Source organism: Bradyrhizobium sp. CSS354 (genome assembly GCF_029051725.1).
Lineage (GTDB): Bacteria > Pseudomonadota > Alphaproteobacteria > Rhizobiales > Xanthobacteraceae > Bradyrhizobium.
Genome location: NZ_JAACFU010000005.1, coordinates 273,561 through 299,684 on the forward strand (window position 1 = coordinate 273,561; position 26,124 = coordinate 299,684).

Below are 26,124 nucleotides of genomic sequence, written 5' to 3' on the forward strand. Positions count from 1 at the left end.
GTGCCGCCGATTTCATCGGCTTGGTGCCCGCAGGTGACCCGGCTGCCGCAAATGCGCCGTCTAAGGTCTACAATGTCGAGAACCACCACCCGGAAGAGCTGACGCACGTCGTCGGAGTTCTGGAGCAGGAGCTGGGTCGGACGGCGATCAAAGAATTGCTGCCGAGAAACCTTTGGAAACGTTCGCGGATGTCGAGGATCTGATGCGCGACGCCGGCTTTGCACCGTCAAGGCCGATCGCGCACGGAGTTCGTAATTGTGTCACCTGGTATCGGGACGACTTCAAGGTTTGAGATGACGATGGACAAACGCATTATCCCCCTGATCATGTGCGGCGGTGCCGGAACGCGGCTGTGGCCGGCTTCGCGCGAGGTGCGCCCCAAGCAGTTCCTGCCGCTGTTCGGCACGCGCTCGACCTTCCAGGACACGCTCTCGCGCGTTTCGGAGGCGTCGCTGTTCGATCGCCCGATCGTCATCACCAATGCCTCCTACCGCTTCATGGTGCTGGAGCAGCTCGCCGAAATCGGCATCGAGGCCGACGTGATCCTCGAGCCGATGCGGCGCGATTCCGGCCCGGCGATCGCAGCCGGCGCGGTGTTCGCGCAGAACCGCGCGAGTGAAGCGATCGTGCTCGCGCTCGCCGCCGACCACGTGGTGCAGGACAATGCGGCCTTCGTCGCGGCGTGCCGCCAAGGCCTCACCGCCGCGGGTGCCGGGCGCATCGTCACGTTCGGTGTCAAGCCGGAGCGAGCGGCGACCGAATACGGCTATATCAGCCCGGGCGAGGTCATCTCCGGCGAGGTGCACGCGGTCGCGCGCTTCGTCGAGAAGCCGGATGCGGTGAAGGCGGCCGACTACGTCAATTCCGGCTATCTCTGGAACAGCGGCAATTTCATGTTTCCGGCCGCCGTCCTGCTCGACGAATACCGCAGGGTCGATGCGGCGAGCGTGGAGGCGATTTCCAATGCCGTCACCCATGCCGGCCGCGATCTCGGCTTCGTGACGCTGGAGCCCGAGGCGTTCGGCGCGGCCAAGGCGATCTCGATCGACTATGCGGTGATGGAGAAGACCGCGCGCGCCGCGGTCGTGCCGGTGTCGTGCGGCTGGTCCGACGTCGGCTCCTGGCACGCGGTGTGGGAATTGTCGGACAAGGACGCGCAAGGCAATGCTTCACATGGCGCCGCCGTGTTCGAGGATTCCCGCAACTGCAACGTCACCACCGATGCCGCGCTGGTCGCACTCGAAGGCGTCGACGATCTTATCGTGGTTGCGACTGCCGATGCGGTGCTGGTCTCGCGTCAGAAGGATGCCAACGGGCTCAAGCGGCTGGTCACAAAACTCAAGGCGGTCGCGCCGAAGGTCACCGAGGAACACCTCAAGGTGCATCGGCCCTGGGGCAGCTATCAGTCGGTCGACAATGGCGAGCGCCACCAGGTCAAGCGCATCGTGGTGAAACCGGGCGGGCGTCTGTCGCTGCAGAAGCACCATCATCGCGCCGAGCACTGGATCGTCGTCCGCGGCACCGCCCGCGTCACCGTCAACGAGACCGTCAAAAGCGTGCACGAGAACGAGTCGATCTACATCCCGATGGGCGCGGTGCACCGGATGGAGAACCCGGGTAAAATCATGCTGGAACTGATCGAGGTCCAGACGGGAAGCTATCTCGGGGAAGACGACATCATCCGGATTGAAGACGATTATCAAAGGTCGTAACCAGCACACTCCGAATCACGCGACCCGGGCCAAAACAGTGGTCTCTTTCAGAGGCTTAAGCCCGGGGAGCGTGTAACTGTTTGAATCAAATCGTGTCCGGACCGCTAGCTCCGCATTCGCCACAAATGTGGCGTCCGTGCTAGAAGCGCCTCGGGGATTTGCGTTGAATCGGGGTTTGCTCAAATGAGTTCCACAGGATCTGCACCGGCAAAGGCCGGCTTGCGCGTCGGCGTCATTGGCGCCGGTGTGATGGGCAGCAACCACGCGCGCGTGCTTGCGGGTCTTCCCGGCGTCAGCCTCGTCGGCGTCGTCGATCCTTCGCCGGCACATCGCACCCGGGCGATGGAGCTTGCCAATTGCGCGAGCTTCGAGACGCTCGACCAGCTGCTGGCCGAAGGCGTCGATGCGGTCACCATCGCGGCGCCGACCCATCTGCATCACGAGGTCTCGCTCGCCTGCATCGCCAAGAACATCCACGTGCTGGTCGAGAAGCCGATTGCGTCCACGGTCGCGGAAGGCCGCGAGATCGTCACGGCTGCGCAAAAGGCCGGCGTGACGCTGATGGTCGGCCATGTCGAGCGCTTCAATCCGGCGGTCGCCGCCGTCAAGCAGGCGATCGCGGGCGAGGATATTCTGTCGATCGCGATCACGCGCGTCGGCCCGTTCCCGCCCCGCATGTCCAATGTCGGCGTCGTCATCGATCTTGCCGTGCACGACATCGACCTGATCCGCTGGTTCACCGAATCCGACATCGTCGAGGTGCAGCCGCAATTGTCGAGTGCGGTCGCCGAGCGCGAGGACATCGCGCTCTTGCAGTTCCGCACCGCCAACGGCGTGCTCGCGCACATCAACACCAACTGGCTGACGCCGTTCAAGGCACGCAGCGTCACGGTCGCGACCCGCGGCAAATACGTGATGGGCGATCTCTTGACGCGCCAGGTCACCGAATGTTTCGGCTTCAAGCCTGACGGCAGCTATTCGATGCGGCATCTGCCAGTCGGCCATGACGAGCCGCTCCGCGCCGAGCTGATCGCGTTCCTCAAGGCCGTGCGTCATGGCGAGACGCCGGCGGTCACCGGCGACGAAGGCGTCGCCAGCCTCGAGATCGCGACGCAGTGCCTGGAAACGCCGTCCCGCCCCGCAGCCTCGTCGTCTGCCCGCAAGGGTCCGCGCCGCGTTGCCGGCTGAACTCTTTCCATGTCGACCAGCCAAGAAGGCGCCATGAACCAGCATCTGCGTTCCGAACCCATTCCCTTTATCGACGTCGCCTCGCAGCGCCGCCGGCTCGGCGACTCGCTCGATGCCGCCGTGAAGCGGGTTCTCGATCATTGCCAGTTCGTCAACGGCCCTGAAGTCGCCGAGCTCGAGAAGCAGCTTGCCGCCTATTGCGGCGCCAAGCACGTCATCGGCTGCGCCAGCGGCACCGATGCGATCCTGATGGTGATGATGGCGAAGAATGTCGGGCCGGGCGACGCCGTGCTGTGCCCGTCCTTCACCTTCATCGCGACCGCGTCGCCGGTGGCGCGGACCGGCGCGACGCCGGTTTACGTCGACGTCGACGAGACCACCTTCAACATGAGCCCGGAATCGCTCAAGCGCGGCATCGCGACGGCCCGCAAGGCCGGCCTCAAGCCGGTCGCGGTCATTCCGGTCGATTTGTTCGGACAGCCCGCCGATCACGACGCCATCGCCGACATCGCCAAGGCCGAAGGCCTGTTCGTGCTCGACGACGCCGCGCAAGGTTTTGGCGCGAGCTACAAGGGTCGCAAGCTTGGCACCTTTGGGCTCGCCACCGCGACCAGCTTCTTTCCCGCAAAGCCGCTCGGCTGCTTCGGCGACGGCGGTGCGATCTTCACCGATGACGACGAGCTCGCGGCGACGCTGCGCAGCATCCGCGTGCACGGGCAGGGCGTCGACAAATACGACAACGTCCGCCTCGGCCTGACCGGCCGGCTCGACACCATGCAGGCCGCGATCCTGATCGAGAAGCTGAAGATCTTCGACGACGAGATCGCCGCCCGCAACAAGGTCGCCGAGCGCTACGCACGAGGCCTCAGCAATGTGGTCACCGTGCCGCGCGTGGCTCCCGGCAATACGTCGGTCTGGGCGCAGTACACGATCCGCCTCCCTAAGGGTACCGACCGCGACGGCTTTGCCGCCGCGCTGAAGGCGCAGGGCGTGCCGACGGCGATCTATTACGGCAAGTCGATGCATCAGCAGACCGCCTACAAGCAGTACCCGGTCGCCGAGGGCGGCCTGCCGGGCTGCGAGAGCCTGTCGCAGGATGTCATCAGCCTGCCGATGCATGCCTACCTGACCGAAGCCGATCAGGAGCGAATCATCGCGGCCGTACGCGGCGCGCTTTCAGCCTGATTTCGCTGTTCTTGCCCTCTCCCCTTGTGGGAGAGGGTGGCTCGCCGCAAAGCGGCGAGACGGGTGAGGGGTCTCTCTCCGCCCGGAATGCGCGGGGAGAGACCCCTCACCCCAATGAGTTTGCGTCTACTTGCGGCGCTGCCCTCTCCCACAAGGGGAGAGGGCACAGCAATGCGCATTCGCAAGATGCAATCGACCTCTGTTCGATAAGCCTCTAAAACAGACGCATGCTCGGACGTATCTTCACGGTTGGTGGTTACACGCTGCTCTCGCGGCTGACGGGGTTTGCCCGCGACATCATGCTCGCGGCGATTCTCGGCGCCGGCCCCGTGGCCGACGCCTTTTTCGTGGCGCTGCGGCTGCCCAACCATTTCCGTGCGATCTTTGCCGAGGGCGCCTTCAACGCCGCCTGGGTGCCGGCCTATGCGCACGTCCATGGCGAGCGCGGGGAGGGGGCGGCAAGGTTGTTCGCCGACCGCATCTTCACGCTGCTGCTGGCCTCGCAGGTGATTCTGCTGATCGTCGCCTGGTTGTTCATGCCGCAGGCCATGAGCATTTTGGCGCCCGGCTTTTCCGAGGACGCCGAGCAGCGCAGGCTCGCGATCGAGCTGACCCGGATCACCTTTCCCTATCTGCTGCTGATCACGCTGGTGACGCTCTACGGCGGCATGCTCAACGTGATGCAGCGCTTTGCCAGCGCCGCGGCCGCGTCGATCTTCCTCAACATCTCGATGATGATGACGCTGGCAATCGCCGCCTGGTTTCCCAGCGCGGGCCACGCTGCCGCCTGGGGCGTCCTCATCTCCGGCTTCCTGCAATATGCCCTGCTCGCCGGCGATCTCGCCCGCCATGGCGGCCTGCCGCGCTTTGCGCCACTCAAGCTCGACGAAGACGTCCGCGCATTCTTTAGGGCGTTGGGACCTGCGACGCTGGGCTCGATGGGCACGCAGCTCGCGCTGTTTGCCGACACCATCATCGCGACCTTCCTGCCCGCGGGCGCGTTGTCGGCGCTGTATTATGCCGACCGTCTCAACCAGCTCCCGATCGGCGTGATCGGCATTGCCATCGGTACGGTGCTGCTGCCGGAGATGTCGCGGCGGATCACGGCCAACGACCATGACGGCGCGATGAAGGCGCAGCGCCGTGCGTTCGATTTCACGCTGCTGTTCTCGGTGCCGTTCGTCGCCGCCTTCCTCACCGTCCCCGACGCGATCATGCGCGCGTTGTTCGCCCGCGGGGCGTTCTCGAAAGCCGATGCCGCCGCCGCAGGCGCCACGCTCGCGGCCTATGCCATCGGTCTCATCCCCTTCGTGCTGATCCGCAGCGCGGTCGCGACCTTCTATGCGCGCAAGGATACGGCGACGCCGGTTCGCGCCTCCCTGACCGGCATCGCAGTCAACGTCGCCCTCAAGGTCGCCTTGATGGGATCGCTGGCCCAGATCGGGCTTGCGCTTGCCACTGCCGTCGGCGTCTGGACCAATCTGCTGCTGGTGCTGTTCTTCGCGGTGCGGCGAGGCTTTCTCGTGCTGGACCGCGCCTGGCTATTGTCGCTCGCCAAATTCCTGCTGACCGGGATCATCCTGGCCGCTGCCTTCTGGCTCATCGCGCGCTTCGGCGGTCCTTCGTTCGGCTCGATGCACTTCCGGGACGAATTGACGCTGCTTCTGCTGGCCGTCGGGGGCACGATCGTCTATGGGCTCGCCATCCTCGCGCTGTTCGGCCGCCGCTGGCTGGTCTCGCTGGTGCGGGGTTAACTTTTTCCTATTTTCAACGCATTGACGGCTCGACCTTGTCGGCACGGGCCAGTCTCGATCGTCCTTGGATGGACACATCTCGGAAGTGCTGGATGAACCCTGCACAATTGACGTGATGCCGTCACCTCGAGCCGGCAAAAATCGAACCAGGAGCACTGTTTATGAGGATCACCGTAGAAACCAACGTAGCAGCCCCCATCGATCAGGTCTGGCGCGCTTATACGACGCCGGCCGACATCATGAAGTGGAACGCCGCGTCCGACGATTGGCATACGACCAAGGCGACTGTCGACCTGCGAGAAGGCGGTGTCTTCTCATCGCGCATGGAGGCCAAGGACGGCAGCATGGGCTTTGACTTCGCCGGTACCTACACGAAAATCATCGAGCACAAGCGGATCGAATATTCGTTCGGCGAGCGAAAAGCTGAAGTCGAGTTTGTGCCCGGCCCGAAGGGCATTCTCGTCCGCGTGGTCTTCGATGGCGAATCGACGCATTCGGTCGAGCAGCAGCAAGGCGGTTGGCAGGCAATCCTCGACAACTTCGCACGATACGTGGAAGCGAAGCAGAAGAAGTCGTGAAGACCGTTTAAGGGGGAAGAAAGCGCCAGAGTAAGGTGCTCGCCCCCAGGATGTGACGGACGACCATACATCCCTTTGATATCGCGCAGTGGCTGTGGTATTGGCGTCTCATGATCAAATCGTCGCGCAAACTCAACCGCAACCACATGACCCGCTTCGGCTGGGCCCTGGAAGGAGTCGCGCGCTAGAATTCGACGACGACATCTTTTCACCAGGCCCCGCCGGCATCGGACGGGGCCTTTTGTTTGGCCACGCTTCCCTGCCGGCACAACAGCAGGAGCGTCCGATGCCACCCCAACAGACGAACATCACATCCGAGGCCGAGGGGCTTCCCCTCGAGCTCGCATCAGCGTGGAGCGTCCCAGGTTTGCTCGCGCAATACTGGCGTGCGCTTCAGGAGTGGCGCTGGCGGCAGCGCCCACAAATCGCCTTGCAGGACCTGAGTGACAGGGAGCTGATGGACATCGGCTTGACCCGTGGCGAGGTCGACTACATCTCGCCTGAACGAACTATCGATAGGTTGAGGGATCACGCCACGCACCTATGGAGCCGCGCGGGAATGTAAATGTTCAGTCATCCAAAGCGGACATGCGCCTTGTGAGCAAGCAGTCGTCAGCACGCCTGCTTGTTCTCAGGCGTGCACCGCGGGGTGGGTTCGGCAACTATCATGCCATCAAGCGGACCGATCCTCACAGCGAAATGACCGAGTTGCGGCTCTTCCGTTCCATCCTGCTCTGACATGTGAGGGCGGTGGACGGTTTTCGCATTGCTAAACCCGTTTGCCTTGCCAGTTTTTCCACGGCAATATGCCGGCAAAACAACCATGCGAAACGGGATGAGAAAATGGCAGCCCCTATCAAGTTCGGCGTCGGCCAAAGCGTGTTGCGCAAGGAGGATGACGCGCTGATCCGCGGCAAGGGCCGCTATACCGACGATTATGCGCCGCAGGCCGCGCTTCGCTGCCTGATGCTGCGCTCGCCGCACGCGCATGCCAAATACACCATCGATGCGAGCCGCGCCCGCACCCTTCCCGGCGTCGCGCTGATCCTGACCGCAGATGACGTTGGGGATCTCGGCAATCTGCCCTGCCTGTTCAATCTCGAGACCGATCCCTTCACCGGGCCGCCTTACCCAATCCTCGCCAAGGACGAGGTGCGCCATGTCGGCGATTCCATCGCCTTCGTGGTGGCCGAGACCATCGACCAGGCCCGCGACGCGATCGAGGCGATCGACGTCAAATGGAGCCCGCTGCCGGCAGTGACCGGCGTCGTCAACGCCGTGAAGAAGGGCGCGCCGCAGGTCTGGCCGGACAAGCCCGGCAACGTGCTGTTCGACGTCTCGATCGGCGACAAGAAAGCGACCGAAGCGGCGTTCGCCAAGGCGCATGCGGTGGCCGAGATCTCGATCGTCAATCCGCGCGTCGTCGCGAACTTCATGGAAACGCGCGCAGCGGTGTGCGAATACGACGCCAAGCGCGACCATCTGACGCTGACGGTCGGCAGCCAGGGCAGCCATCGGCTGCGCGATATCCTCTGTCAGAACGTGCTCAACATCCCGACCGACAAGATGCGGGTGATCTGCCCCGACGTCGGCGGCGGCTTCGGCACCAAGCTGTTTCCCTATCGGGAATACGCCCTCCTGGCGGTCGCCGCGCGCAAGCTGAAGAAGGCGGTGAAATGGGCGGCCGATCGCACCGAGCATTTCATGGGCGACGCGCAGGGCCGTGACAACGTCACCACCGCGAAGATGGCGCTGGCCGAGGACGGCAAGTTCCTCGCGATGGATTGCGACCTGATGGGTGACATGGGCGCGTATCTGTCGACCTTCGGGCCCTATATCCCGCATGGCGGCGCCGGCATGCTGCCGGGCCTCTACGACATCCAGGCGTTCCATTGCCGGGTGCGGACCATCTTTACCAACAGCGTGCCGGTCGACGCCTATCGCGGCGCCGGGCGGCCTGAGGCTGCTTACGTCATCGAACGTCTCGTGGACGCCTGCGCGCGAAAACTCGACATGGGGCCGGATGCCATCCGCCGCAAGAATTTCATCCAGCCGAAGGCGCTGCCCTACAAGACGGCGACCGGCAAGGTCTACGATTCCGGCGACTTCGCCGCGCATCTGAAGCGCGCGATGGAGATCGCCGAGTGGAAGGAGTTTGGCAAGCGCGCCAAGGCGGCCAAGAAGAATGGTCTGATCCGCGGCATCGGACTTGCGAGCTATGTCGAGGTTTGCGGCACCATGGGCGAGGAGACCGCCAATGTGCGGATGGACCCCAATGGCGATATCACCGTCCTGATCGGCACCCAGTCGAGCGGACAGGGCCATCAGACCGCCTATGCGCAGATCGTTGCCGAGCAGTTCGGCGTTGCGCCCGAGCGCGTGCACGTCCACCAGGGCGACACCGACATGATCGCCACCGGACTCGGGACCGGCGGCTCGGCTTCGATCCCGTCAGGCGGTGTCAGCGTCGAGCGTGCGACCCGCGAACTTGGCGCGCGGCTCAAGGAGATCGCGGCGCAGGCGCTGGAAGCCAGCGCCGGCGACCTCGAGATTACCGATGGCCTGGTGCGCATCGCCGGCACCGACCGTTCGATCTCGTTCGCCGATCTGGCCAAGCGTCCCGGCGTCGATCCGTCGAAGCTCAATGCGAGCGCGACCTTCGCCAGCGCCGACGGCACTTATCCGAACGGCACACACGTCGCGGAGGTCGAGATCGATCCGGCCACCGGCATCATCAAAATCGTCAACTACGTGATCGTCGACGATTTCGGCATGACGCTCAATCCGCTGCTGCTGGCCGGCCAGGTCCATGGCGGCGCCATGCAGGGCATCGGGCAGGCGTTGATGGAGCAGGCGGTCTATGGCGCGGGCGACGGCCAACTCGTCACCGCGACCTTCATGGACTATGCGCTGCCGCGCGCGGCGGACGGGCCGGACTTCGTGTTCGAGACGGCCAACGTTCCCTGCAAGACCAATCCGCTGGGGGTGAAGGGCGCGGGCGAAGCCGGTGCGATCGGGTCCTGCCCGGCGGTCGTCAATGCCATCGTCGACGGGCTCTGGCGCGAATACAAGATCGACCACATCGACATGCCGGCGACCCCGGAGCGGGTGTGGATCGCCGTCAACGAGCACCATCGCCGTCACAGCCTGTGACAATTTTTCAGGGAATGAAATCTGCCAGGCGGTGTTGGCCCCATTGAGGGGTCAGCACGATCCTGCATCAAGGCGATCTTGCAGCAAGGAAAGGGATTTTGCGAATGAAGCGAGTGTTGGTTGTTGGGGGCGCGCTTTTGCTCGGTATGGGCGCGGTTTGGGCACAACAGGACTCCGTCAAGGAGGTCCAGATGCTGATGAAGGGCAACGGCAAGAACGCCGGCGCGGTGGCGGCGATCGTCAAGGGCGAGAAGCCCTACGATCAGGCCACGGTGGACAGCGCACTGGCGCAGTTCGAGGACACCGCCAAGAAGCTGCCGAACCTGTTTCCCGCGAGCGCCAAGGGCATGAAGCCCGAGGGCGACTACAGCGCCTCGCCGAAAGTGTGGGAGGACAAGGCCGGATTCGATGCCAAGGTCGCGAGCTTCGCCAAGGTCGTCGCCGAGGCCAAGGGCAAGATCAAGGATCTCGACTCGCTCAAGGCGAATTTTCCCGCGGTCGGCAAGGAATGCGGCGGCTGCCACGAAACGTTTCGCGTGAAGAACGGCTGAGGCAAAAATCGTAGCCCGGATGGAGCGCAGCGCAATCCGGGAAATCCAATCGAGCTGACAGACTGCCCCGGATTGCGCTGCGCTCCATCCGGGCTACTGGGAATCAAGAAGGGCGGCCTGCGAAAGCAGCCGCCCTTTTAATTGCGTCGCGTGTCACCGCTGGAAATTCTGTTCGCAAGGCCTGACGGATCGCTGCCGGAGCAGCTATCTTTGCTCCAGCCGCCGCGGCATTGGCGTGAGCTTTTGACGCTGACGCATCTCGCTTCTGACTACGTCACGACATCAGGAGTTCCAATCCGCGGCGAGCACCTCAATCAGCAACAGCGAGACAAGCCATGGTAAAACCGTTCCCGTCGAAGACGCACATCGGCAACCATATGCTGCATCCCGAAACGCTGATGCTGACCTATGGCTATGATCCGCAATTGTCGGAAGGCGCGGTCAAGCCACCGGTGTTCCTGACCTCGACCTTCGTGTTCAAGACGGCCGAGGACGGGCAGGACTTCTTTGATTTCGTCTCTGGCCGGCGCGAGCCGCCGGAAGGGATGGGCGCCGGCCTGGTCTATTCGCGCTTCAATCACCCCAACAGCGAAATCGTCGAGGACAGGCTCGCGATCTACGAGCGCACCGAGAGCTGCGCGCTGTTCTCATCCGGCATGGCGGCCATCGCAACTACGATCCTGGCGTTCGTCCGCCCCGGCGATGTCATTTTGCACTCCCAGCCGCTCTATGGCGGCACGGAAACCCTGCTGACGAATACGCTTGCGCGTCTGTCGATCGGCGCCGTCGGCTTCGCCGATGGCGTCGACGAAGCCGTGGTCGGTCAGGCCGCGGAGGAGGCCATGCGCAAGGGAAGGGTTTCGATGATCCTGATCGAAACCCCGGCCAATCCCACCAACGGGCTGGTCGACATCGCGATGATGCGGCGTGTCGCCGACACCATCGGAAAGACCCAAGGACACGTTCCGATCATTGCCTGCGACAATACGCTGCTCGGACCGGTGTTTCAGCGACCGATCGAGCACGGGGCCGATATTTCGCTGTACTCGCTCACGAAATATGTCGGCGGTCATTCAGACCTGATCGCGGGCGCCGCGCTGGGGTCGAAGGCGGTCGTGAAAGGCATCAAGGCGCTCCGGGGCGCCATCGGCACCCAGCTCGATCCGCATTCCTGCTGGATGATCAACCGGTCGCTCGAGACGCTGAGCCTGCGCATGGAAAAGGCCGATGCGAATGCACGCCTGGTGGCGGACTATCTGCGCGATCATCCCAAGGTGGCCAAGGTGCACTATCTCGGTCATCACGATGCGGCGTCGCCGGATGGACGTGTGTTTGCGCGGCAATGCACAGGGGCGGGGTCGACGTTCTCGTTCGACATCGTCGGCGGCAAGGCCGCGGCCATGAAATTCCTCAATGCGCTGCAGATTCTCAAGCTGGCGGTGAGCCTTGGTGGAACGGAGTCGCTTGCGAGCCTGCCTGCCACCATGACCCACTCCGGCGTACCCGCCGACATCCGCCGGAAAATCGGCGTGCTCGATTCCACGATCCGGCTGTCGATCGGCATCGAACACCCGTCGGATCTGATCGCCGACCTCGCGCAGGCACTGAACGCGGCCGAACCAGAGGCGTGACGCCTGCGCCAGCGTACGCGGAATCGAAAAGGGCGGCTGCGATGGCAGCCGCCCTTTTTGCTGACCTGTGCGAAGTTTACTTCATCACCTGGCCGCGGATCTCGCCGCCCGGATTGGCCGCGGTGTGGATGTTGACGTAGAGCTTGCCGCCGAGCAGATCGGCCGCCTGCGCGTCGGTCAGTGTCGCCGAGCCCTCGGCCGGGCTGGTGGCGGCGCCGGGAATCGGGATCGCAACGCCGGCGTTCTTGCCGGGCTCGGCAGGTCCGTGGAAATGCGCGGCGGTGGCAGGACCGGACAGGCCGGAATAGGTGACTTTCCAGGACAGCTTCTTGCTGGCGGCGTCGTAATCCAGATCAGCTGTTCCGGTGCCGCTGCTGGTCGTTGCCGGGACTTCGGACTTGGCATCGAGCGTTGCTTTCAGCTTTTCCGCGCTGGCCGAACCCGCAAAAGCAACGGCGCCAAGCACTGACATGGCGATGACGATCTTGTTCATGAAGTTTCTCCCTGCTGAACCCGTTTGGGCTGCCAAACTTCCAACAGCCGGCATTTCAGTTTATTCCCGTTTCAGGCTGCGGTGGGCTAAATTCTTCGTGGCTGGAGCCGCGAGGACATCGGTCATAAGCTTCGCTGCGACGACGAAAGGACCGCATGTTGCGACGAACAATCTCCGTGGCGCTGCTCGCCGCACTCGCCGCAGCCGGTGTCTATTGGTGGCTCAGCGCGCCGGTGGTGGCGGCCGCCGGCACCGCGCCTGCCCGCGCCCCTGACCTTGCCAATGGCCAGGTGATGTTCAACGCCGGCGGCTGCGCCTCATGCCATGCCGTTCCCGACCAGCCCGATCGTCTCAGGCTCGGCGGCGGCGTCGCGATCAAGTCGCCGTTCGGAACGTTCTACGCGCCGAACATCTCGTCCGATCCGACCGACGGCATCGGCAAATGGAGCGAGGCCGAATTCGTCAACGCGGTGATGCACGGGGTCTCGCCCGACGGACGGCATTATTTTCCGGCCTTTCCCTATACGTCCTATCAGCATGCCAGGCGCGAGGACGTGCTCGATCTCTTTGCGTATCTGAAAACGCTGCCGGCCGTTGCCGGCAAGGTGCGCGACCACGACGTGGGCTTTCCGTTCAACATCCGGCGCAACGTCGGCATCTGGAAATTTGTGTTCATGGACGGCAAGCCCTTCGTCGCCGACAGCGCGAAGTCGCCGCAGTGGAATCGTGGCGCCTATCTCGTCAACAGTTTTGGCCATTGCGCAGAATGCCACAGTCCGCGCAATGCGCTTGGCGGCATCATCGCCGGACAACGCTTCGCCGGCGGGCCCAATCCGGAAGGCGAGGGGTGGGTGCCCAACATCACCCAGAAGGGCCTTGGCGAGTGGAGCGCGAAGGATTTTGCCTATTTCCTGAAGACCGGCGAATTGCCCGACGGCGACAGCGTCGGCGGCGCGATGACGCGGGTGATCAAGAACACCTCGCAATTGCCGGACGACGATCTCGCGGCGATGGCGGACTATCTCAAATCACTGCCGCCGGTGGACGGTCCGCCGCGCCCCAAGCGCAAGGAGGGCGGCGCCTGATCAGGGCCGCCCTTTCCGGACGGTCAACTCGCGCCAAACGCCTTGAAGGTGATGATGGTGAGGGTGTCCTGGATGCCGGGCAGCACCTGCACCTTCTCGTTGACGAAATGGCCGATATCGGTGTCGTTGTCGACGTAGAACTTCACCAGCAGGTCGTATTGACCGGCCGTGGAATAGATCTCGGAGGCGATCTCGGCTTCGGCAAGCGCATTGGCAACCACATAGGATTGGCCGAGCTTGCATTTGATCTGGACGAAAAAGGGAACCATCGCGGTCACTCCGAAAGCATATCTGCTGGCTAATAGGCCAAACCCGACCGGATTTAGCAAGCGAACTTGCTGGGCTGGCGGAGGCGCGCTAGGACGGGCCATGGCTTCGAAAACGCGGAATATCGCCCCATGACGACGCCCGTCGCGCTGACCATTGCCGGCTCCGATTCGAGCGGCGGCGCCGGCATCCAGGCCGACCTGAAGACCTTCGCCGCTCTCGGCGTTTTTGGCGCTTCCGCCATCACGGCGCTGACGGCGCAGAACACGCGCGGCGTCACCGGCATTCACACCGTGCCCGCCGAATTCGTCACCGCGCAGATCGATGCGGTGTTTTCCGATCTCGAGGTCGGCGCGGTCAAGATCGGCATGGTGGCGCAAGCCGCCAGCATCGATGCGATCGCGGCCGCGCTGTCGCGCTGGGCGCCCCGGCATATCGTGCTCGATCCCGTGATGGTGGCGACATCGGGCGATCGCCTGCTCGCGTCCGAAGCCGTCGACGCCCTGCGCATCAAACTGATGCCGCTGGCTTCGGTGATCACACCCAATCTGCCCGAGGCCGCGGCTCTGCTCGGCGAACCGGTCGCGGCCAGCGAGGCCGAGATCGAGAGCCAGGGACGTCGGCTGCTGGCGCTCGGCTGCCGGGCGGTCCTGATCAAGGGCGGGCACGGCGAGGGCGCCGAGAGCATCGACTATCTCGTCGATGCCAGCACCACGATCGCGCTCGCCGCGCCGCGCGTCGCCACAAGCAACACCCATGGCACCGGCTGCTCGCTGTCCTCGGCGGTCGCCGCCGGGCTCGCCAGAGGCGAGGATCTCGAGCGCGCCGTGCGCAACGCCAAGACCTGGATCAGCGCGGCGATCGCGGCCGCCGACCGCTTCAGCGTCGGCCACGGCCACGGCCCGATCCATCATTTCCACAATTTTTACTGAACGCCGCTCGCGAGCGCGTCGCGGTTCCGGATTCTTGCGGAGGGCGCTGCGACGCCATGTCGCCTGATTGTCGCATGCGACTGATATTCGCGGGGTGGGCGAGGCAAGCGCGATTCGTATCCGAAGGTGCCTCAAAGGTTCAATTGGTCATCCCCCTGTCACGGGACATTGTTACAGGCTGGCGCATGGGAAGTTACGATGTGAGTGACGAGAGCCCGGAGCGGCGCTTTCGCACGTTGTTCATCTCCGACGTTCATCTCGGAGCCCGCGGTTCTCAAGCCGACCTTCTGCTCGACTTCCTGCGTTTCCATGATGCCGACACGATCTATCTCGTCGGCGACATCGTCGACGGCTGGGCGCTGAAATCGAGCTGGCATTGGCCGCAATCGCATAACGACCTCGTCCAGAAGCTTTTGCGCAAGGCGCGCAAGGGCGCCAAGGTCATCTATATCCCCGGCAATCACGACGAGTTCCTGCGCAACTATTACGGCACGCATTTCGGCGGCATCGACGTGGTCGAGAACACCGTCCATACCGGCGCGGACGGCAAGCGCTATCTTGTCATCCACGGCGACATCTTCGACCTCGTGGTGCAGAACGCACGCTGGCTCGCCCATCTCGGCGACAAGGCCTACGACTTCGCGATCCAGCTCAATCGCTTCGTCAACTTCTTCCGGCGCATGTTCAAGGTGCCCTATTGGTCGCTGTCGCAATGGGCCAAGCAGAAGGTCAAGAACGCGGTCAACTATATCGGCGCGTTCGAGCAGGCGCTCGCCGCCGAAGCGCGGCGCCACGACGCCGACGGCGTGATCTGCGGCCACATCCATTACGCGGTGATCCGCGACGAGGGCGGCATCCGCTACATGAATTGCGGCGACTGGGTCGAGAGCTGCACGGCGCTGGTCGAGCACGATGACGGCCGTTTCGAGATCATCACCTGGGCGGACCAGGCCGAGAAGCCGGCACAGGTCCCGCAGGTTGCAGCCAGAGCTGCATGACAAAGGCAGCCTGATGCGCATCCTGGTCGCGACCGACGCCTGGCACCCGCAAGTCAACGGTGTGGTTCGGACGCTGACCAAGCTTGCCGACGCAGCCAAAAGCCTCGACGTCGAATTCGCGTTCCTGACGCCGCAATCGTTCCGCACCTTTGCGATGCCGAGCTATCGTGACGTGCGGCTGGCCATGCCGCGGCCGGGCAGAATCGCGAAGCTGATCGAAGAGGCGCGCCCGGACAGCATCCACATCGCGACGGAGGGTCCGATCGGCCTGATGGTTCGGCGTTACTGCCGCCAGCGCAAGCTGCCCTTCACGACCAGCTTCCACACCCGATTTCCCGAATATGTCCGCGCCCGCGTGCCGGTGCCGGGCTCGCTGATCTGGCGGGCGCTGCGCCGATTCCACAGCCCCAGCCGCGCCGTGATGGCGGCAACCCCTGCGCTCGCCAGCGAGCTGACCGAGCGCGGCTTCGACAATGTCGTGCTGTGGCCGCGCGGCGTCGACACCCATTTGTTCCATCCCCGCGCGATCGATCTCTGCCTGCCCGCGCCGGTGTTCCTCTCAGTCGGTGGAGAAGAATCTCGAGGCGTTTCTCGACCTCGACCTGCCCGGCACCAAGGTGATCGTCGGCGACGGTCCGGAACGTGTCGCGCTGGAGGAGGCCTATCCGGACGCGATCTTCCTTGGCGAAAAGCACGGCGAGGAACTGGCGGACATTTACGCGGCCGCCGACGTCTTCGTGTTTCCGAGCAAGACCGATACGTTCGGCCTGGTTCTGCTCGAAGCGCTGGCGAGCGGCCTGCCGGTCGCGGCGTTTCCAGTGAAGGGCCCCCGCGACGTGATCGGCGATGCGCCGGTCGGCGCACTCGATCACGATCTGCGCAGCGCCTGCTTCGCCGCGCTGGACGTCCCCCGGCAGGACTGTGTCGAATTCGCCGCCAACTACACCTGGGAGGCCTCGGCCCGGGCTTTTGTCGACAGCATTTTGGCGGTCGGTGCGGTGCTGCCGGGCCGGAACGGGGCGGAGCCGGCGCGATTCGTCGCCTGAGAGCCCAAAATCCTCGCGCGGAGATGTCTTGCTCGCGCCGCATCCGCCGCGATAACATCGGGCATGACAGAACAGCTCCTCCCGATCGGCCCTGCCGATATCGATGCCGCAGCGCGCGTGATCGCGCCGTTCGCCGTCCGCACCCCGCTGTTGTCCTTTCCGGTGCTCAACGAGCGTGTCGGCGCAAAGGTCTATCTCAAGCCGGAGATGCTCCAGCGCACCGGTTCGTTCAAGTTCCGCGGTGCTTTCAACAAGGTCGCCTCGATCCCGCAGGACAAGCGCGCCGGCGGCGTGGTCGCGTTCTCCTCCGGCAACCATGCCCAGGGCGTGGCTGCGGCGGCAAAGATCCTGGACATGCAGGCGACTATCGTGATGCCGGCGGATGCGCCGTTGTCGAAGCGCGAGCGTACCAAATCCTACGGTGCCGAGGTCGTGCTGTACGACCGCGACCGCGATGACCGAGAGGCGATCTCGCGCGGCATCGCCGAGAAGCGTGGCGCGACGCTGGTCAGGCCCTATGACGATCCCTTCGTGATCGCCGGCCAAGGCACCGCCGGCCGCGAGATCGCCGAGGATATGGCGGCGCTCGGTCTCGCCCCCGACATCGTGGTGGCCCCGGCCTCCGGCGGCGGCCTGATCGCAGGCGTCGCGACGGCCGTGAAAGCACGCTACCCGCTGGCCCAAATCGTCGTCGCCGAACCGGAGGCGTTCGACGATCACGGCCTGTCGCTGACCGCAGGTCATCGCGAACCGCACGGGCCGGCAGGCCGCACCATCTGCGATGCGCTGATGGCTCTGATCCCCGGCGAGATGACGTTCGCGATCAACAGCAAGCTGCTCGCGCGCGGCGTGACCGCCTCAGACAAGGAAGTCGGCGCGGCCGTCGCGTTTGCCTATCGCGAGCTGAAGCTCGTGGTGGAGCCGGGCGGCGCGGTGGGCTTGGCCGCGCTGCTTGCGGGACGACTTGATGTTGCCGGCAAGAACGTCGTCATCGTGCTGTCCGGCGGCAATGTCGATGCCGATCTGTTTGCGGAGCTGGTGGCCTGATATTCTAATCATCTGACGTGAAGAAGGGCAGCGCGTCACCGCTCTGCCCTTTGTTGTGTGCGGCCGACCGCAATCAGTGCATGAAGCCGCGGTGGTTGTTGCCGCCGTTACCACCCTGGCTCTGGTTCATCGACTGGCGGAAGTTGTTGCTGCCGTTGTTGACGATGCGGTTGGTCGTGTTGAACTGCGGGCGGTTGTTGTTCTGCACCTGCACCTTGTTCACCGGGTTGTTGTTGATCTTCGCGCCGTTGTTGATGCGGATCGGGTTGTTCTGCGTCTGAACGTTGACGGGCTTTGCATCGATGGTCGTGCCGCCCTTGCCGACATTCACCGGCATGCTCACGATCTTGCCAGGATTGCCATTGGTTGTGCCATTGGCAGTGCCGCCATTGTTGCCGCCGTTCTGCGTCTTGTTGGTCGCAGGCAGCGTCACGATCTTGCCGATGCCGCCCTTGGTGGTCGTGGTGTTGGTCGGCGCGGGCAAGGTCACGATCTTGCCCGGGGTCTGCGACGGCGTGCCGTTCTGCTGGTTGGGCTGGTTGTTGCCCGCCGGCAGGTTGATGATCTGGCCGCCATTGCCGAACTTGCCGAAGCCGGTGTTGTCGCCCGACTTCTGCACGATCGGCAAATTGCCGTTCACTTGCGCGCCGCCATTACCCTGCTGCAGCGGCATGTATTTGGGCTGGCCGAGATTGCCGATCTTGAAGGTCGGGGCGATATTCTGCGGCGCCAGGAACTTGGTCGCCTGCATCAAGGGAATCTGCTTCGGCTGCATCTGGAGCTTCAGCGCGACCTGCGCATAGGGCGTGTTGCCGTAGCTGTCGTAGAAGTTCTTGTAGGCGACCGGCGAGTTCGCGAGCACCGTCTTGTGCCAAGCCTGCGTGAGCAGCAGGTTGTTGAGCAACCAGCGGACGTGATCGCAGAGCGGGTCGTGCGGATACATCGTGATGAACTCCTGATAGTACTCCGCCCGGGCTTCGGACACGACGTAATCATAGGCCTGGCGTGTGGAGCGGCTCGGCAGGTTGGAGGCCATCTGCACCACAGGCGCATTCACCGGCGCGCGGTTGGCGGCAACGGCGGTGTCGCCGAAGAAGGTGAAGTCGGATGTCAGCGACGAGCTCTCCCACGGGATCTGCGCGCCGCTGGTGGTCTGGTTGACTTCGAGGCGCACGCGCTTGAACAGCTGCTCGATCGGCACGTTGGGCTCGCGCGCGACGTTCAGGAAGGCCTGCGTGTAGGGGCTGTGGCCGCCGGTGCCGTCCTGCGCTTCCGCGCCCGGGGCGGTGGAATAGCCGACGATCGAACCGTTCGGCGCATCGACGATGGCCAAGCCCCGGCCGGCGTCGTTGACGTTCGGGAACGGGTTGTTGCGGCAGGCGTCGAGGATGACGATGCGCATGCGGCTCGGAATTGTCTCCAGCGTCGACATCACGTCGACCAAGCGGACGGAGTTGCTGACGAGCTCGGTCTGGCTCGAGACCTTGGCGTCGACGGGAACGAGGTAGTTCTCGCCGGCGAGCTGCACGCCGTGACCGGCGTAGTAGACCATCGCCACCGTGTTCGGACCGCGCGCCGACACTTTCGCGGAAAAGTCCTGCACCACGCGGAGCATGTCGTTCTGGGTCAGGTCGGTCGCGGCGACCACTTCGAAGCCGGCCGAATTCAGGAACTTCGCCATCGACTCCGCGTCATTGTCGGGGTTGGCGAGCTGCGGCGCGTTCTGATAGTTCGAATTGCCGATCACCAGCGCCACCCGCTGTTCCGGACCTTGCAGCGCGGTGGGAGCCGGCTCGACCGGGGCGACTTGCGCGGAAACAGGGCCGCAGGCGAAGCCGAACAGGCTTCCCAGCAGGCTGGCGGTCATCAGGAAAGGTTTTAGGCGGAACATGGCGTGCTCCTTTGGCACTGATCTCGATACGAGATTGGTTGCCGGGAAGCTTGGCCGCGTTCGAGTTTGAAGTCCGTGATCGCCATCACCATGGTAGGCTGCGTGATCTGAATCACGCTTGGAACCCGCCAAGGTGGGCGCCCAATGGGAGGACAGTCCGTCACATGCTGAAATCGATCGATCCGATCCTCACGCCCGACCTGCTCTGGCTGCTGGCTTCGATGGGCCATGGCGACGACCTCGTTTTCGTCGACGCCAACCACCCCGCGGCACGCATCGCGCAGAGCACGAATTCGCAGCGCCTGATTCAGTTGCCGGGCATGAGCATGGAGACCGCAATCCGCGCCATCATGTCGGTCTATCCGCTCGACGATTTCGATCCCGATCCGGTGCGCGTGATGATGCCGGTCGATGATCCCGACCGCGTCCCCGACGTGCAGCGCGCGGTGCTCGCCGAGATCGAACGCGCCGCCGGCCGGCCTGTCACGCCCGGAAAACTCTCCCGGCCTGATTTTTATCGCGCGGCGGCGGCGAGCTTTGGCGTCGTGCAGGTCGGCGACAGCAGCAGTTACGGATGCTTCCTGATCAGGAAGGGCGTGATCGGCTAGCAGCGCACGATCGAACGATGCGGGGCCGCGTCACACGTGCTCGAATGGTCCGACCTCACGGATCACCTTGCAGATCTGCAGGAAGCCACTGGCGTAGAACTCGGCATGTCCCCGCTTCATCGTCTCGACATGTTCGGGGTGGGTCCGCCAGGCTTCGAGCGCTTCCTCCGAGGCAAAACGGAACACGGTGAGCTCCTCGCCGTCGTCGGCCTTGAACGACTTGATCGACACAAAGCCGGGAAGGCGGCTGACGATGTCGTACATGCGCGCGCCGAGTCGGTCGTGTTCGTCGACAGAGGCGCCGTCACGCAATTGCAGATCGCCAATGACAATCACTTCGCCAATCATGTTTCCTTGCCCCTCGGTGATGGATTTCCGTTCCCGATATCTTCGGTTTCGCGATGGCTTTGTTACATCGCCCACCCGAATTTGAATGGCCTGCCGGCATCCGACTGTTTATGGTCGGACCATGTCGCGCCTTATGTGTCTATCTGTCGCTATCGTCCTATCGCTGCTGCCGGCTGTCGCGCCGGCTGCTTCAATCCAAAAGCGTCCCAAGCAAGCCTGGCATGGCTACGGCTTTCTGCCGGGCTATCGCCAGCCGCTGAGCAACAGCATTCCGCTCTACAAGCAGAAGGAAGCGATGCGGCGGATGTCGCCTAGCGACCGCCGCCATTGGTACATCGATCCAGTCCCGCAATATTACGGCTGGGACGGTGAGTGGCGCTATTTCGGCCGGCCCGGCTTCGGCGGCGGCCGCTACAATGGCGGCAGTTTTGGGCCGTGCTGGACGCGGACGCCGATCGGCGCGGTTTGGAATTGCGGTTGATGGGCTGAGCGCGCGGCGGCCTATCCGTCATTGCGAGCGCAGCGAAGCAATCCAGACTGCCGCTGCGGAAAGACTCTGGATTGCTTCGCTACGCTCGCAATGACGTTGAGGAGAGGGTGCTTTCCCACGCCGCTCTCGTGTCCCGGACGCAGCGCAGCGTCTCTTCGACGGTGCGCTGCAGAGCCGGGGCCCATGTTGGGGCGGACGCTGTGGCTCCGGGGTCCCGGATCTGCGCTTCGCCTGTCCGGGACACGAGGCCGAGTTGGCGCTCCCCTTACGAGAAGAACGCGATCTTCTCGGCCTGGGTCATGCGGCGGATTGGTGCCATGGGATCGTTGGCGGCGGCGCGGGGCTTTTGCAGGATGCCGCTGGCGAGGATGGTGGCGCCGAGTGAGGCTTCCGGGACCGGCGAGGGCATCGGCAGCGTCGTGGCCTGCGCCGCGCCGAATGTCGCCGTGGCGGCCATGACAGGCGACGGCTGCTCCATCACTTCGGCGGCGGCTTCCGCAATGGCGTTGGTGAGGCGCGCAAGCGATTCCATCGCGATCGGCGCTTCCTCTACGGGCTCCTCCACGACCGCTGCGGCGGCGACTGGCTCTGGTGCGAGCGGCTCTGGTGCGATCGGCTCCGCTATCTCGGCTGCGATGGGCGCTGCGGCCTCCGCAACCACCGGCTCGGGAACCGATGCTTCCATCTCGACCGGCTCGATGATCTCGTCGAATTCCGGGTCGGGCGCGGCCATCTCCAGCGCGATCGCGTCGAGGATGGCTTCGTCCTCGGCTTCGGCAGCGGCATCGAGCGAAAATTCGTCCGTCACCTCGGCGAAGGCGGCGGGCTCTTCAAGAGCGGCGTCTTCGGGCGCGATCCGGCTCTCGGCGACGGTCTCCGGCTCCAGCGTGGCGTCCATCGCCTGTTCCGCAACGGAGAAGACTTCAGCGACGCCGGCCGTCTCCACGGCGGCTTCGGGATCGATCGCCTCTGCGATGTCCTGCGGCTCCGTAAAAGCCACGGCGGCTTCGCCGGCCATTGCCGCAGGTGCGGCCTCCGCAAGCGGAGCTTCCGCAACGGGCGACGGTGCGTCCTGCACCGGAGCCGGCGAGGGGCGCGCGGCCCGCGGCGTTGCGTCAGCGTCGGTCTGGTCGATCCGGTCCTTGAGCAGATCGAACGCGGCCTTGAGGTCTGCGCGGGGGTCGATGGTCGAAACCTGCGCGCAGGCTGCCTCGATGGAGGCGAGCTGCGAATCAATCAGATCGCAGATTCGCCCGTCGGCGCCGATCTCGCGCCAGCGCCAGGAGATCTCCTTGATGATGCGCAGGCCGCGCGGGATCGGCGCGAGGCTCGCCTCGATCGCCCCGGGATCGAACGCCGCGATCGCGATCGTCTCGGCCTCGCGGATCGCGTGCCGGATCGCGACCAGCGCCTCGGGCAGGCGGTCCTCGACCACGGGTTGGCGCTGTGCCGCAAGGGTTTCTTCGATTTTCGCGACCGCGTCGAGCACCATGCGGGTGTCGGCATTGCGGTTGCGCTTGGCGTATTCGCCGAGGAACCAGCGGCCGCGCGCGGTCTCCATGAAGGCTTCGCGGATCGCGTCGTAATCCTGCTCGTTCGGCTCGGCCGCGCGGGCAGACATAGGCGAGAGGGCGAATGCTTCGTTGGCCATGTCAATCTCGTCGCGCAAATCACCGCGCGTTACAGTAACGATCACCACGATATCGACCGAATCGCAATTGGTTTGATGGCACCCGAATCACAAATCCCCATCGCAGCATCTCAGAAGCGGCGATTCGCCGTCAGCCTCGCGCTGTTCTACTCGGCCGTGTTCGCGGTATCGGGAACGCATCTGCCGTTCTTTCCGGTCTGGCTGAAGGCGATCGGCATCGACGCTGCCTGGATCGGCCTCATCAACGCGCTGCCCGCGATCACGCGCTTCACCACGCTGCCGCAGATCACCGCCTTTGCCGAAAAGCGACATGCCATTCGCGCCGGCATGATGGTGTCCGTGCTGGCGACGGCGATCGGGTTCACGGCGGTCGGCTTGCAGCAGCAGCCGCTGGCGCTGTTCCTGATCTATGCGCTGACCTGCATGATGTGGACGCCGACCATGCCGCTGACCGACGCCTATGCGCTGCGTGGCGTCGCCCGCTACGGGCTCGACTACGGGCCGGTGCGGCTGTGGGGCTCGGCAGCCTTCGCGGCCGGCTCGCTCGCCTGCGGCTATCTCGTAGACCACATCGCGCCGCGCGATCTGATCTGGGTCATCGTCGCCTGGGCCGTGATTGCGGTCGCCGCCGGCATGCTGCTGCAGCCGCTCGACGATGTCAGGCGAAGGACGACGGCGGTGCACGACAGCAAGGCGCTGCTGCGCGATGCCGGCTTCTGGGCCATCATCGTCTCTGCCGCGCTGATCCAGGGCAGTCACGTCGCGTATTATACGTTCTCGGCCATCAACTGGCAGGCCCACGGCCTCGGCGGGCTGACGATCGCGGGCCTCTGGACATTAGGGGTGATCGCCGAGATCGCCGTCTTCGCGCTGTCGCCGCGCTTCTCGCTGCATCCGTCCTCGCTGATGGCGATCGGGGGCGCGAGCGCGGTCGTGCGCTGGGTCGTCACCGCATACGATCCGCCACTCGCGCTGCTCGCGGTCGTGCAGCTTGGCCACGGCCTGACCTTCGGAATGACCATTCTCGGCACCATGAGTCTTCTGGTGCAGCGGGTGCCGTCGCATCAGATCGCGCGGGGGCAGGGCTACTACGCCGCGTGCAACGGGCTGTTGGGTGCGACCACCTCGATCGCGTCAGGCGCGATCTACGCCCGCATCGGCGATGGCCTGTATTACGTCATGGCAGCGATGGCCGCTGCCGGCGCACTTCTGATCTGGTCGGCGCGGCACCAGCTGAAAGCTCATCCCCACAGCGACGAGTCCGGCGGATAGATCAGGCTGTCGTCGTAACGAAGGCCATGATCGCGGTCGCGCGCCAGCAGCAGCGGGCCGTCGAGATCGACGAAGCGCGCCTGCGGCGTCACCAGCATCGCCGGCGCCATCGACAGCGAGGTTGCGACCATGCAGCCGATCATGATCTCGAAGCCGAGCGCCTGAGCGGCATCGGCCATTGCCAGCGCCTCGGTGAGGCCGCCGGTCTTGTCGAGCTTGATGTTCACGGCGTCGTAGCGCTCGCGCAGGGGTGCGAGCGAGTGGCGGTCGTGCACGCTCTCGTCGGCGCAGACCACGAGCGGCCGCTTGATCCGCGCCAGCACGTCGTCTTTGCCTGCGGGCAGCGGTTGCTCGACCAGGGTGACGCCGACGGCCTCGCAGGCCGCAAGATTGTGCTCCAGATTGGCCTCGGTCCAGGCCTCGTTGGCATCCACGATCAGTTCGGATTCAGGAGCGGCCTCGCGCACGGCGGCGATCCGCTCCCCGTCGCCGTCGCCGCCGAGCTTGATCTTGAGCAGGGGCCGGTGCGCCGCTTTGGCGGTCGCGGCAGCCATGGCCTCGGGCGTGCCCAGCGAGATCGTGTAGGCCGTGGTGCGCTCGCCCGGCGACGGGCGGTCGAGCAGGCTCCAGGCCCGCAGGCCGGCGGCCCTGGCTTCCAGATCGATCAGGGCGCAATCCAGCGCGTTGCGGGCCGCCCCGGGCGGCATGGCGGCTTGCAGGGCCTGGCGGGTGAGGCCGCGGGCCACGGCCTCCTGCATGGCCTGGATGGCGGCAAGGGTCGCCTCGGGCGTCTCGCCATAGCGGGGATAGGGCACGCATTCGCCGCGGCCGGTCAGGCCCTCCCGGCTGACCTCGGCCAGGACGGTCACAGCCTCGGTCTTGGCGCCCCGGCTGATTGTGAAACTGCCCGCGATGGGAAAGCGCTCGATTCGCGCAGAGAGAACAGGAACTTTGCTGGAAGTCATTTTGAACTCTGGCGAAATCTGAACCTGCTGGTTACCTCTAGCAACTAAGGTTAACCAGTTGGGGATACCTTCTCTGGGTAAGGGCGCGTGCGCAACCATCTGATTTCATCCGTTTCTCGCGCCGCGGCACGGGAGCGGACATCTTGAACGGCGATCCGAAGCTGGAACGGATTGCGAAGGGCAATGCGCTGGCACTCTGCGCCACCGGAACCTGGACCGCGAGCTTCGCGCCGGTCCTGGAGCGGATGGTGGCTGACGCCGAGAAGCTCGCCGGCGGCTCGCAAAGCATCTTCATCGACGTTTCCGAGGTCTCCAAGCTCGACACTTTCGGCGCCTGGCTGATCGAGCGGCTACGCCGCAGTCTGACGCAGGGCGCCGTCGAGGCGCAGATCGCCGGCCTCTCCGCCAATTATTCGAGCCTCGTGGACGAGGTGCGGCGGGTCAGGGCAACGCCCGTCATCGACAGCAGCACGATCACCATCACCGGCATGCTCGAGCAGATCGGCCGGGCCGTGGCCGGCGTTGCCGGCACCGTGGCAGGCCTGATCGACATGCTCGGCGCGGTGCTCGCGGCGGTCGCGCGCACCCTGATTCATCCGCGCTCGTTCCGCCTGACCTCGACCGTGCATCATCTCGAGCAGGTCTGCTGGCGCGCGGTGCCGATCGTGGTGCTGATCACCTTCCTGATCGGCTGCATCATCGCCCAGCAGGGTATCTTCCACTTCCGCAGGTTCGGCGCCGACCTGTTCGTCGTTGATATGCTCGGCGTGCTGGTGCTGCGCGAGATCGGCGTGCTGCTGGTCGCGATCATGGTCGCGGGCCGCTCGGGCAGCGCCTACACCGCCGAACTCGGCTCGATGAAGATGCGCGAGGAGATCGACGCGCTGCGCACCATGGGTTTCGACCCGATCGAGGTCCTGGTGCTGCCGCGCATGCTCGCGCTCGTTCTCGCGCTGCCGATCCTGGCCTTCCTCGGCGCGATGGCCGCGCTCTATGGCGGCGGCCTCGTCGCCTGGCTCTATGGGGGCGTGCAGCCGGAGGCTTTCCTGCTGCGGCTGCGCGATGCCATCTCGATCGACCATTTCATCGTCGGCATCGTCAAGGCACCTGTCATGGCCGCGGTGATCGGCATCGTCGCCTGCGTCGAGGGGCTCGCGGTGCAAGGCAGCGCCGAATCGCTCGGGCAGCACACGACGTCGTCTGTCGTGAAAGGCATTTTTTTCGTCATCGTCATGGACGGCGTGTTCGCCATCTTCTTCGCCGCGATCGGGATGTGACG

Annotated in this window: 23 protein-coding genes and 2 pseudogenes; 19 read left to right on the plus strand and 6 right to left on the minus strand. The window is 64.6% G+C overall.

All coding sequences use genetic code 11. The features are described from left to right. Window positions 1-23: 23 nt before the first annotated feature. From GWG67_RS14185 to GWG67_RS14230, 10 genes and pseudogenes are all read left to right on the plus strand, one after another. Window positions 24-292: pseudogene (locus tag GWG67_RS14185) on the plus strand (UDP-glucuronate 5-epimerase); the annotation flags it as partial. A 7-nt stretch (window positions 293-299) separates the two neighbouring features. Further along, window positions 300-1,712 carry a mannose-1-phosphate guanylyltransferase/mannose-6-phosphate isomerase gene (locus GWG67_RS14190; protein WP_275169939.1) on the plus strand — a complete coding sequence of 471 codons (1,413 nt, stop codon included), beginning with the start codon at window positions 300-302 and terminating at the stop codon, window positions 1,710-1,712. A gap of 183 nt (window positions 1,713-1,895) precedes the next feature. Next, window positions 1,896-2,900 carry a Gfo/Idh/MocA family protein gene (locus GWG67_RS14195; RefSeq protein ID WP_275169940.1) on the plus strand — a complete coding sequence of 335 codons (1,005 nt, stop codon included), beginning with the start codon at window positions 1,896-1,898 and terminating at the stop codon, window positions 2,898-2,900. A gap of 9 nt (window positions 2,901-2,909) precedes the next feature. Continuing rightward, window positions 2,910-4,085, plus strand: coding sequence for a DegT/DnrJ/EryC1/StrS aminotransferase family protein (locus GWG67_RS14200; RefSeq protein ID WP_275169941.1), 1,176 nt, complete (start codon window positions 2,910-2,912; stop codon window positions 4,083-4,085). 227 nt (window positions 4,086-4,312) lie between these two features. Then, window positions 4,313-5,839 (plus strand): murein biosynthesis integral membrane protein MurJ, encoded by a 1,527-nt coding sequence (gene murJ, locus GWG67_RS14205; RefSeq protein WP_275169942.1) that lies wholly within the window; start codon window positions 4,313-4,315, stop codon window positions 5,837-5,839. Window positions 5,840-6,000: 161 nt separating this feature from the next. Beyond that, the gene (locus GWG67_RS14210) at window positions 6,001-6,417 is read left to right on the plus strand and encodes an SRPBCC family protein (RefSeq protein ID WP_247497915.1); all 417 of its coding nucleotides are present in this window, start codon (window positions 6,001-6,003) and stop codon (window positions 6,415-6,417) included. Window positions 6,418-6,703: 286 nt separating this feature from the next. Beyond that, window positions 6,704-6,982, plus strand: coding sequence for a DUF1127 domain-containing protein (locus GWG67_RS14215; protein ID WP_275169943.1), 279 nt, complete (start codon window positions 6,704-6,706; stop codon window positions 6,980-6,982). 278 nt (window positions 6,983-7,260) lie between these two features. Further along, window positions 7,261-9,570 (plus strand): xanthine dehydrogenase family protein molybdopterin-binding subunit, encoded by a 2,310-nt coding sequence (locus tag GWG67_RS14220; protein WP_275169944.1) that lies wholly within the window; start codon window positions 7,261-7,263, stop codon window positions 9,568-9,570. Between the two features lie 104 nt (window positions 9,571-9,674). Further along, entirely contained in the window at window positions 9,675-10,121 is a 447-nt protein-coding gene (locus GWG67_RS14225; RefSeq protein WP_275169945.1) for a cytochrome c, read from the plus strand. Between the two features lie 335 nt (window positions 10,122-10,456). Continuing rightward, a complete protein-coding gene (locus GWG67_RS14230) occupies window positions 10,457-11,752 on the plus strand; it encodes a cystathionine gamma-synthase family protein (RefSeq protein ID WP_275169946.1) in 1,296 nt (431 codons plus the stop codon). A gap of 76 nt (window positions 11,753-11,828) precedes the next feature. Here the strand turns inward: GWG67_RS14230 and GWG67_RS14235 are convergent, their stop codons facing one another. Next, window positions 11,829-12,245: a CHRD domain-containing protein gene (locus tag GWG67_RS14235; RefSeq protein ID WP_275169947.1), complete on the minus strand. Its 417-nt coding sequence runs from the start codon at window positions 12,243-12,245 to the stop codon at window positions 11,829-11,831. 155 nt (window positions 12,246-12,400) lie between these two features. Here GWG67_RS14235 and GWG67_RS14240 point away from each other — a divergent pair, with 155 nt between their 5' ends. Then, complete coding sequence (locus GWG67_RS14240; RefSeq protein WP_275169948.1) at window positions 12,401-13,330, plus strand: cytochrome c; 930 nt, start codon at window positions 12,401-12,403, stop codon at window positions 13,328-13,330. A 23-nt stretch (window positions 13,331-13,353) separates the two neighbouring features. Here the strand turns inward: GWG67_RS14240 and GWG67_RS14245 are convergent, their stop codons facing one another. Continuing rightward, window positions 13,354-13,599: an Lrp/AsnC family transcriptional regulator gene (locus tag GWG67_RS14245; protein ID WP_007602021.1), complete on the minus strand. Its 246-nt coding sequence runs from the start codon at window positions 13,597-13,599 to the stop codon at window positions 13,354-13,356. A 129-nt stretch (window positions 13,600-13,728) separates the two neighbouring features. Here GWG67_RS14245 and thiD point away from each other — a divergent pair, with 129 nt between their 5' ends. The 4 genes and pseudogenes from thiD to GWG67_RS14265 all read left to right on the plus strand — a co-directional run bounded on the left by thiD (window position 13,729) and on the right by GWG67_RS14265 (window position 17,620). Further along, window positions 13,729-14,529: a bifunctional hydroxymethylpyrimidine kinase/phosphomethylpyrimidine kinase gene (gene thiD, locus GWG67_RS14250; RefSeq protein ID WP_275169949.1), complete on the plus strand. Its 801-nt coding sequence runs from the start codon at window positions 13,729-13,731 to the stop codon at window positions 14,527-14,529. 185 nt (window positions 14,530-14,714) lie between these two features. Beyond that, complete coding sequence (locus GWG67_RS14255; protein WP_247287409.1) at window positions 14,715-15,527, plus strand: UDP-2,3-diacylglucosamine diphosphatase; 813 nt, start codon at window positions 14,715-14,717, stop codon at window positions 15,525-15,527. A gap of 13 nt (window positions 15,528-15,540) precedes the next feature. Continuing rightward, window positions 15,541-16,573: pseudogene (locus GWG67_RS14260) on the plus strand (glycosyltransferase family 4 protein). 63 nt (window positions 16,574-16,636) lie between these two features. Next, window positions 16,637-17,620: a threonine/serine dehydratase gene (locus GWG67_RS14265; protein ID WP_035994560.1), complete on the plus strand. Its 984-nt coding sequence runs from the start codon at window positions 16,637-16,639 to the stop codon at window positions 17,618-17,620. Between the two features lie 73 nt (window positions 17,621-17,693). Here the strand turns inward: GWG67_RS14265 and GWG67_RS14270 are convergent, their stop codons facing one another. Next, complete coding sequence (locus GWG67_RS14270; protein WP_275169950.1) at window positions 17,694-19,511, minus strand: caspase family protein; 1,818 nt, start codon at window positions 19,509-19,511, stop codon at window positions 17,694-17,696. A 164-nt stretch (window positions 19,512-19,675) separates the two neighbouring features. On the opposite strand from GWG67_RS14270, the gene GWG67_RS14275 reads away from it, so the two are divergent. Further along, the gene (locus GWG67_RS14275) at window positions 19,676-20,119 is read left to right on the plus strand and encodes an RbsD/FucU family protein (RefSeq protein ID WP_275169951.1); all 444 of its coding nucleotides are present in this window, start codon (window positions 19,676-19,678) and stop codon (window positions 20,117-20,119) included. Between the two features lie 30 nt (window positions 20,120-20,149). Here the strand turns inward: GWG67_RS14275 and GWG67_RS14280 are convergent, their stop codons facing one another. Further along, the gene (locus GWG67_RS14280) at window positions 20,150-20,467 is read right to left on the minus strand and encodes an antibiotic biosynthesis monooxygenase (protein ID WP_275169952.1); all 318 of its coding nucleotides are present in this window, start codon (window positions 20,465-20,467) and stop codon (window positions 20,150-20,152) included. Window positions 20,468-20,588: 121 nt separating this feature from the next. On the opposite strand from GWG67_RS14280, the gene GWG67_RS14285 reads away from it, so the two are divergent. Then, window positions 20,589-20,948, plus strand: coding sequence for a hypothetical protein (locus tag GWG67_RS14285; RefSeq protein WP_007612410.1), 360 nt, complete (start codon window positions 20,589-20,591; stop codon window positions 20,946-20,948). 274 nt (window positions 20,949-21,222) lie between these two features. Here the strand turns inward: GWG67_RS14285 and GWG67_RS14290 are convergent, their stop codons facing one another. Then, window positions 21,223-22,608: a hypothetical protein gene (locus tag GWG67_RS14290; protein ID WP_275169953.1), complete on the minus strand. Its 1,386-nt coding sequence runs from the start codon at window positions 22,606-22,608 to the stop codon at window positions 21,223-21,225. A 75-nt stretch (window positions 22,609-22,683) separates the two neighbouring features. Between GWG67_RS14290 and GWG67_RS14295 the strand changes: the two genes are divergently transcribed. Further along, window positions 22,684-23,880, plus strand: a complete 1,197-nt coding sequence (locus tag GWG67_RS14295) for a major facilitator superfamily domain-containing protein 6 (RefSeq protein WP_275169954.1) — start codon at window positions 22,684-22,686, stop codon at window positions 23,878-23,880. On the opposite strand, the gene dgcA is transcribed toward GWG67_RS14295, so the two are convergent. Further along, window positions 23,850-24,845 carry an N-acetyl-D-Glu racemase DgcA gene (gene dgcA / locus GWG67_RS14300; protein WP_275169955.1) on the minus strand — a complete coding sequence of 332 codons (996 nt, stop codon included), beginning with the start codon at window positions 24,843-24,845 and terminating at the stop codon, window positions 23,850-23,852. The two genes, GWG67_RS14295 and dgcA, sit on opposite strands and share 31 nt — an antisense overlap. A 143-nt stretch (window positions 24,846-24,988) precedes the next feature. Here dgcA and GWG67_RS14305 point away from each other — a divergent pair, with 143 nt between their 5' ends. Next, window positions 24,989-26,122, plus strand: a complete 1,134-nt coding sequence (locus tag GWG67_RS14305; protein ID WP_275169956.1) for an ABC transporter permease — start codon at window positions 24,989-24,991, stop codon at window positions 26,120-26,122. The last annotated feature ends 2 nt before the right edge of the window (window positions 26,123-26,124 follow it).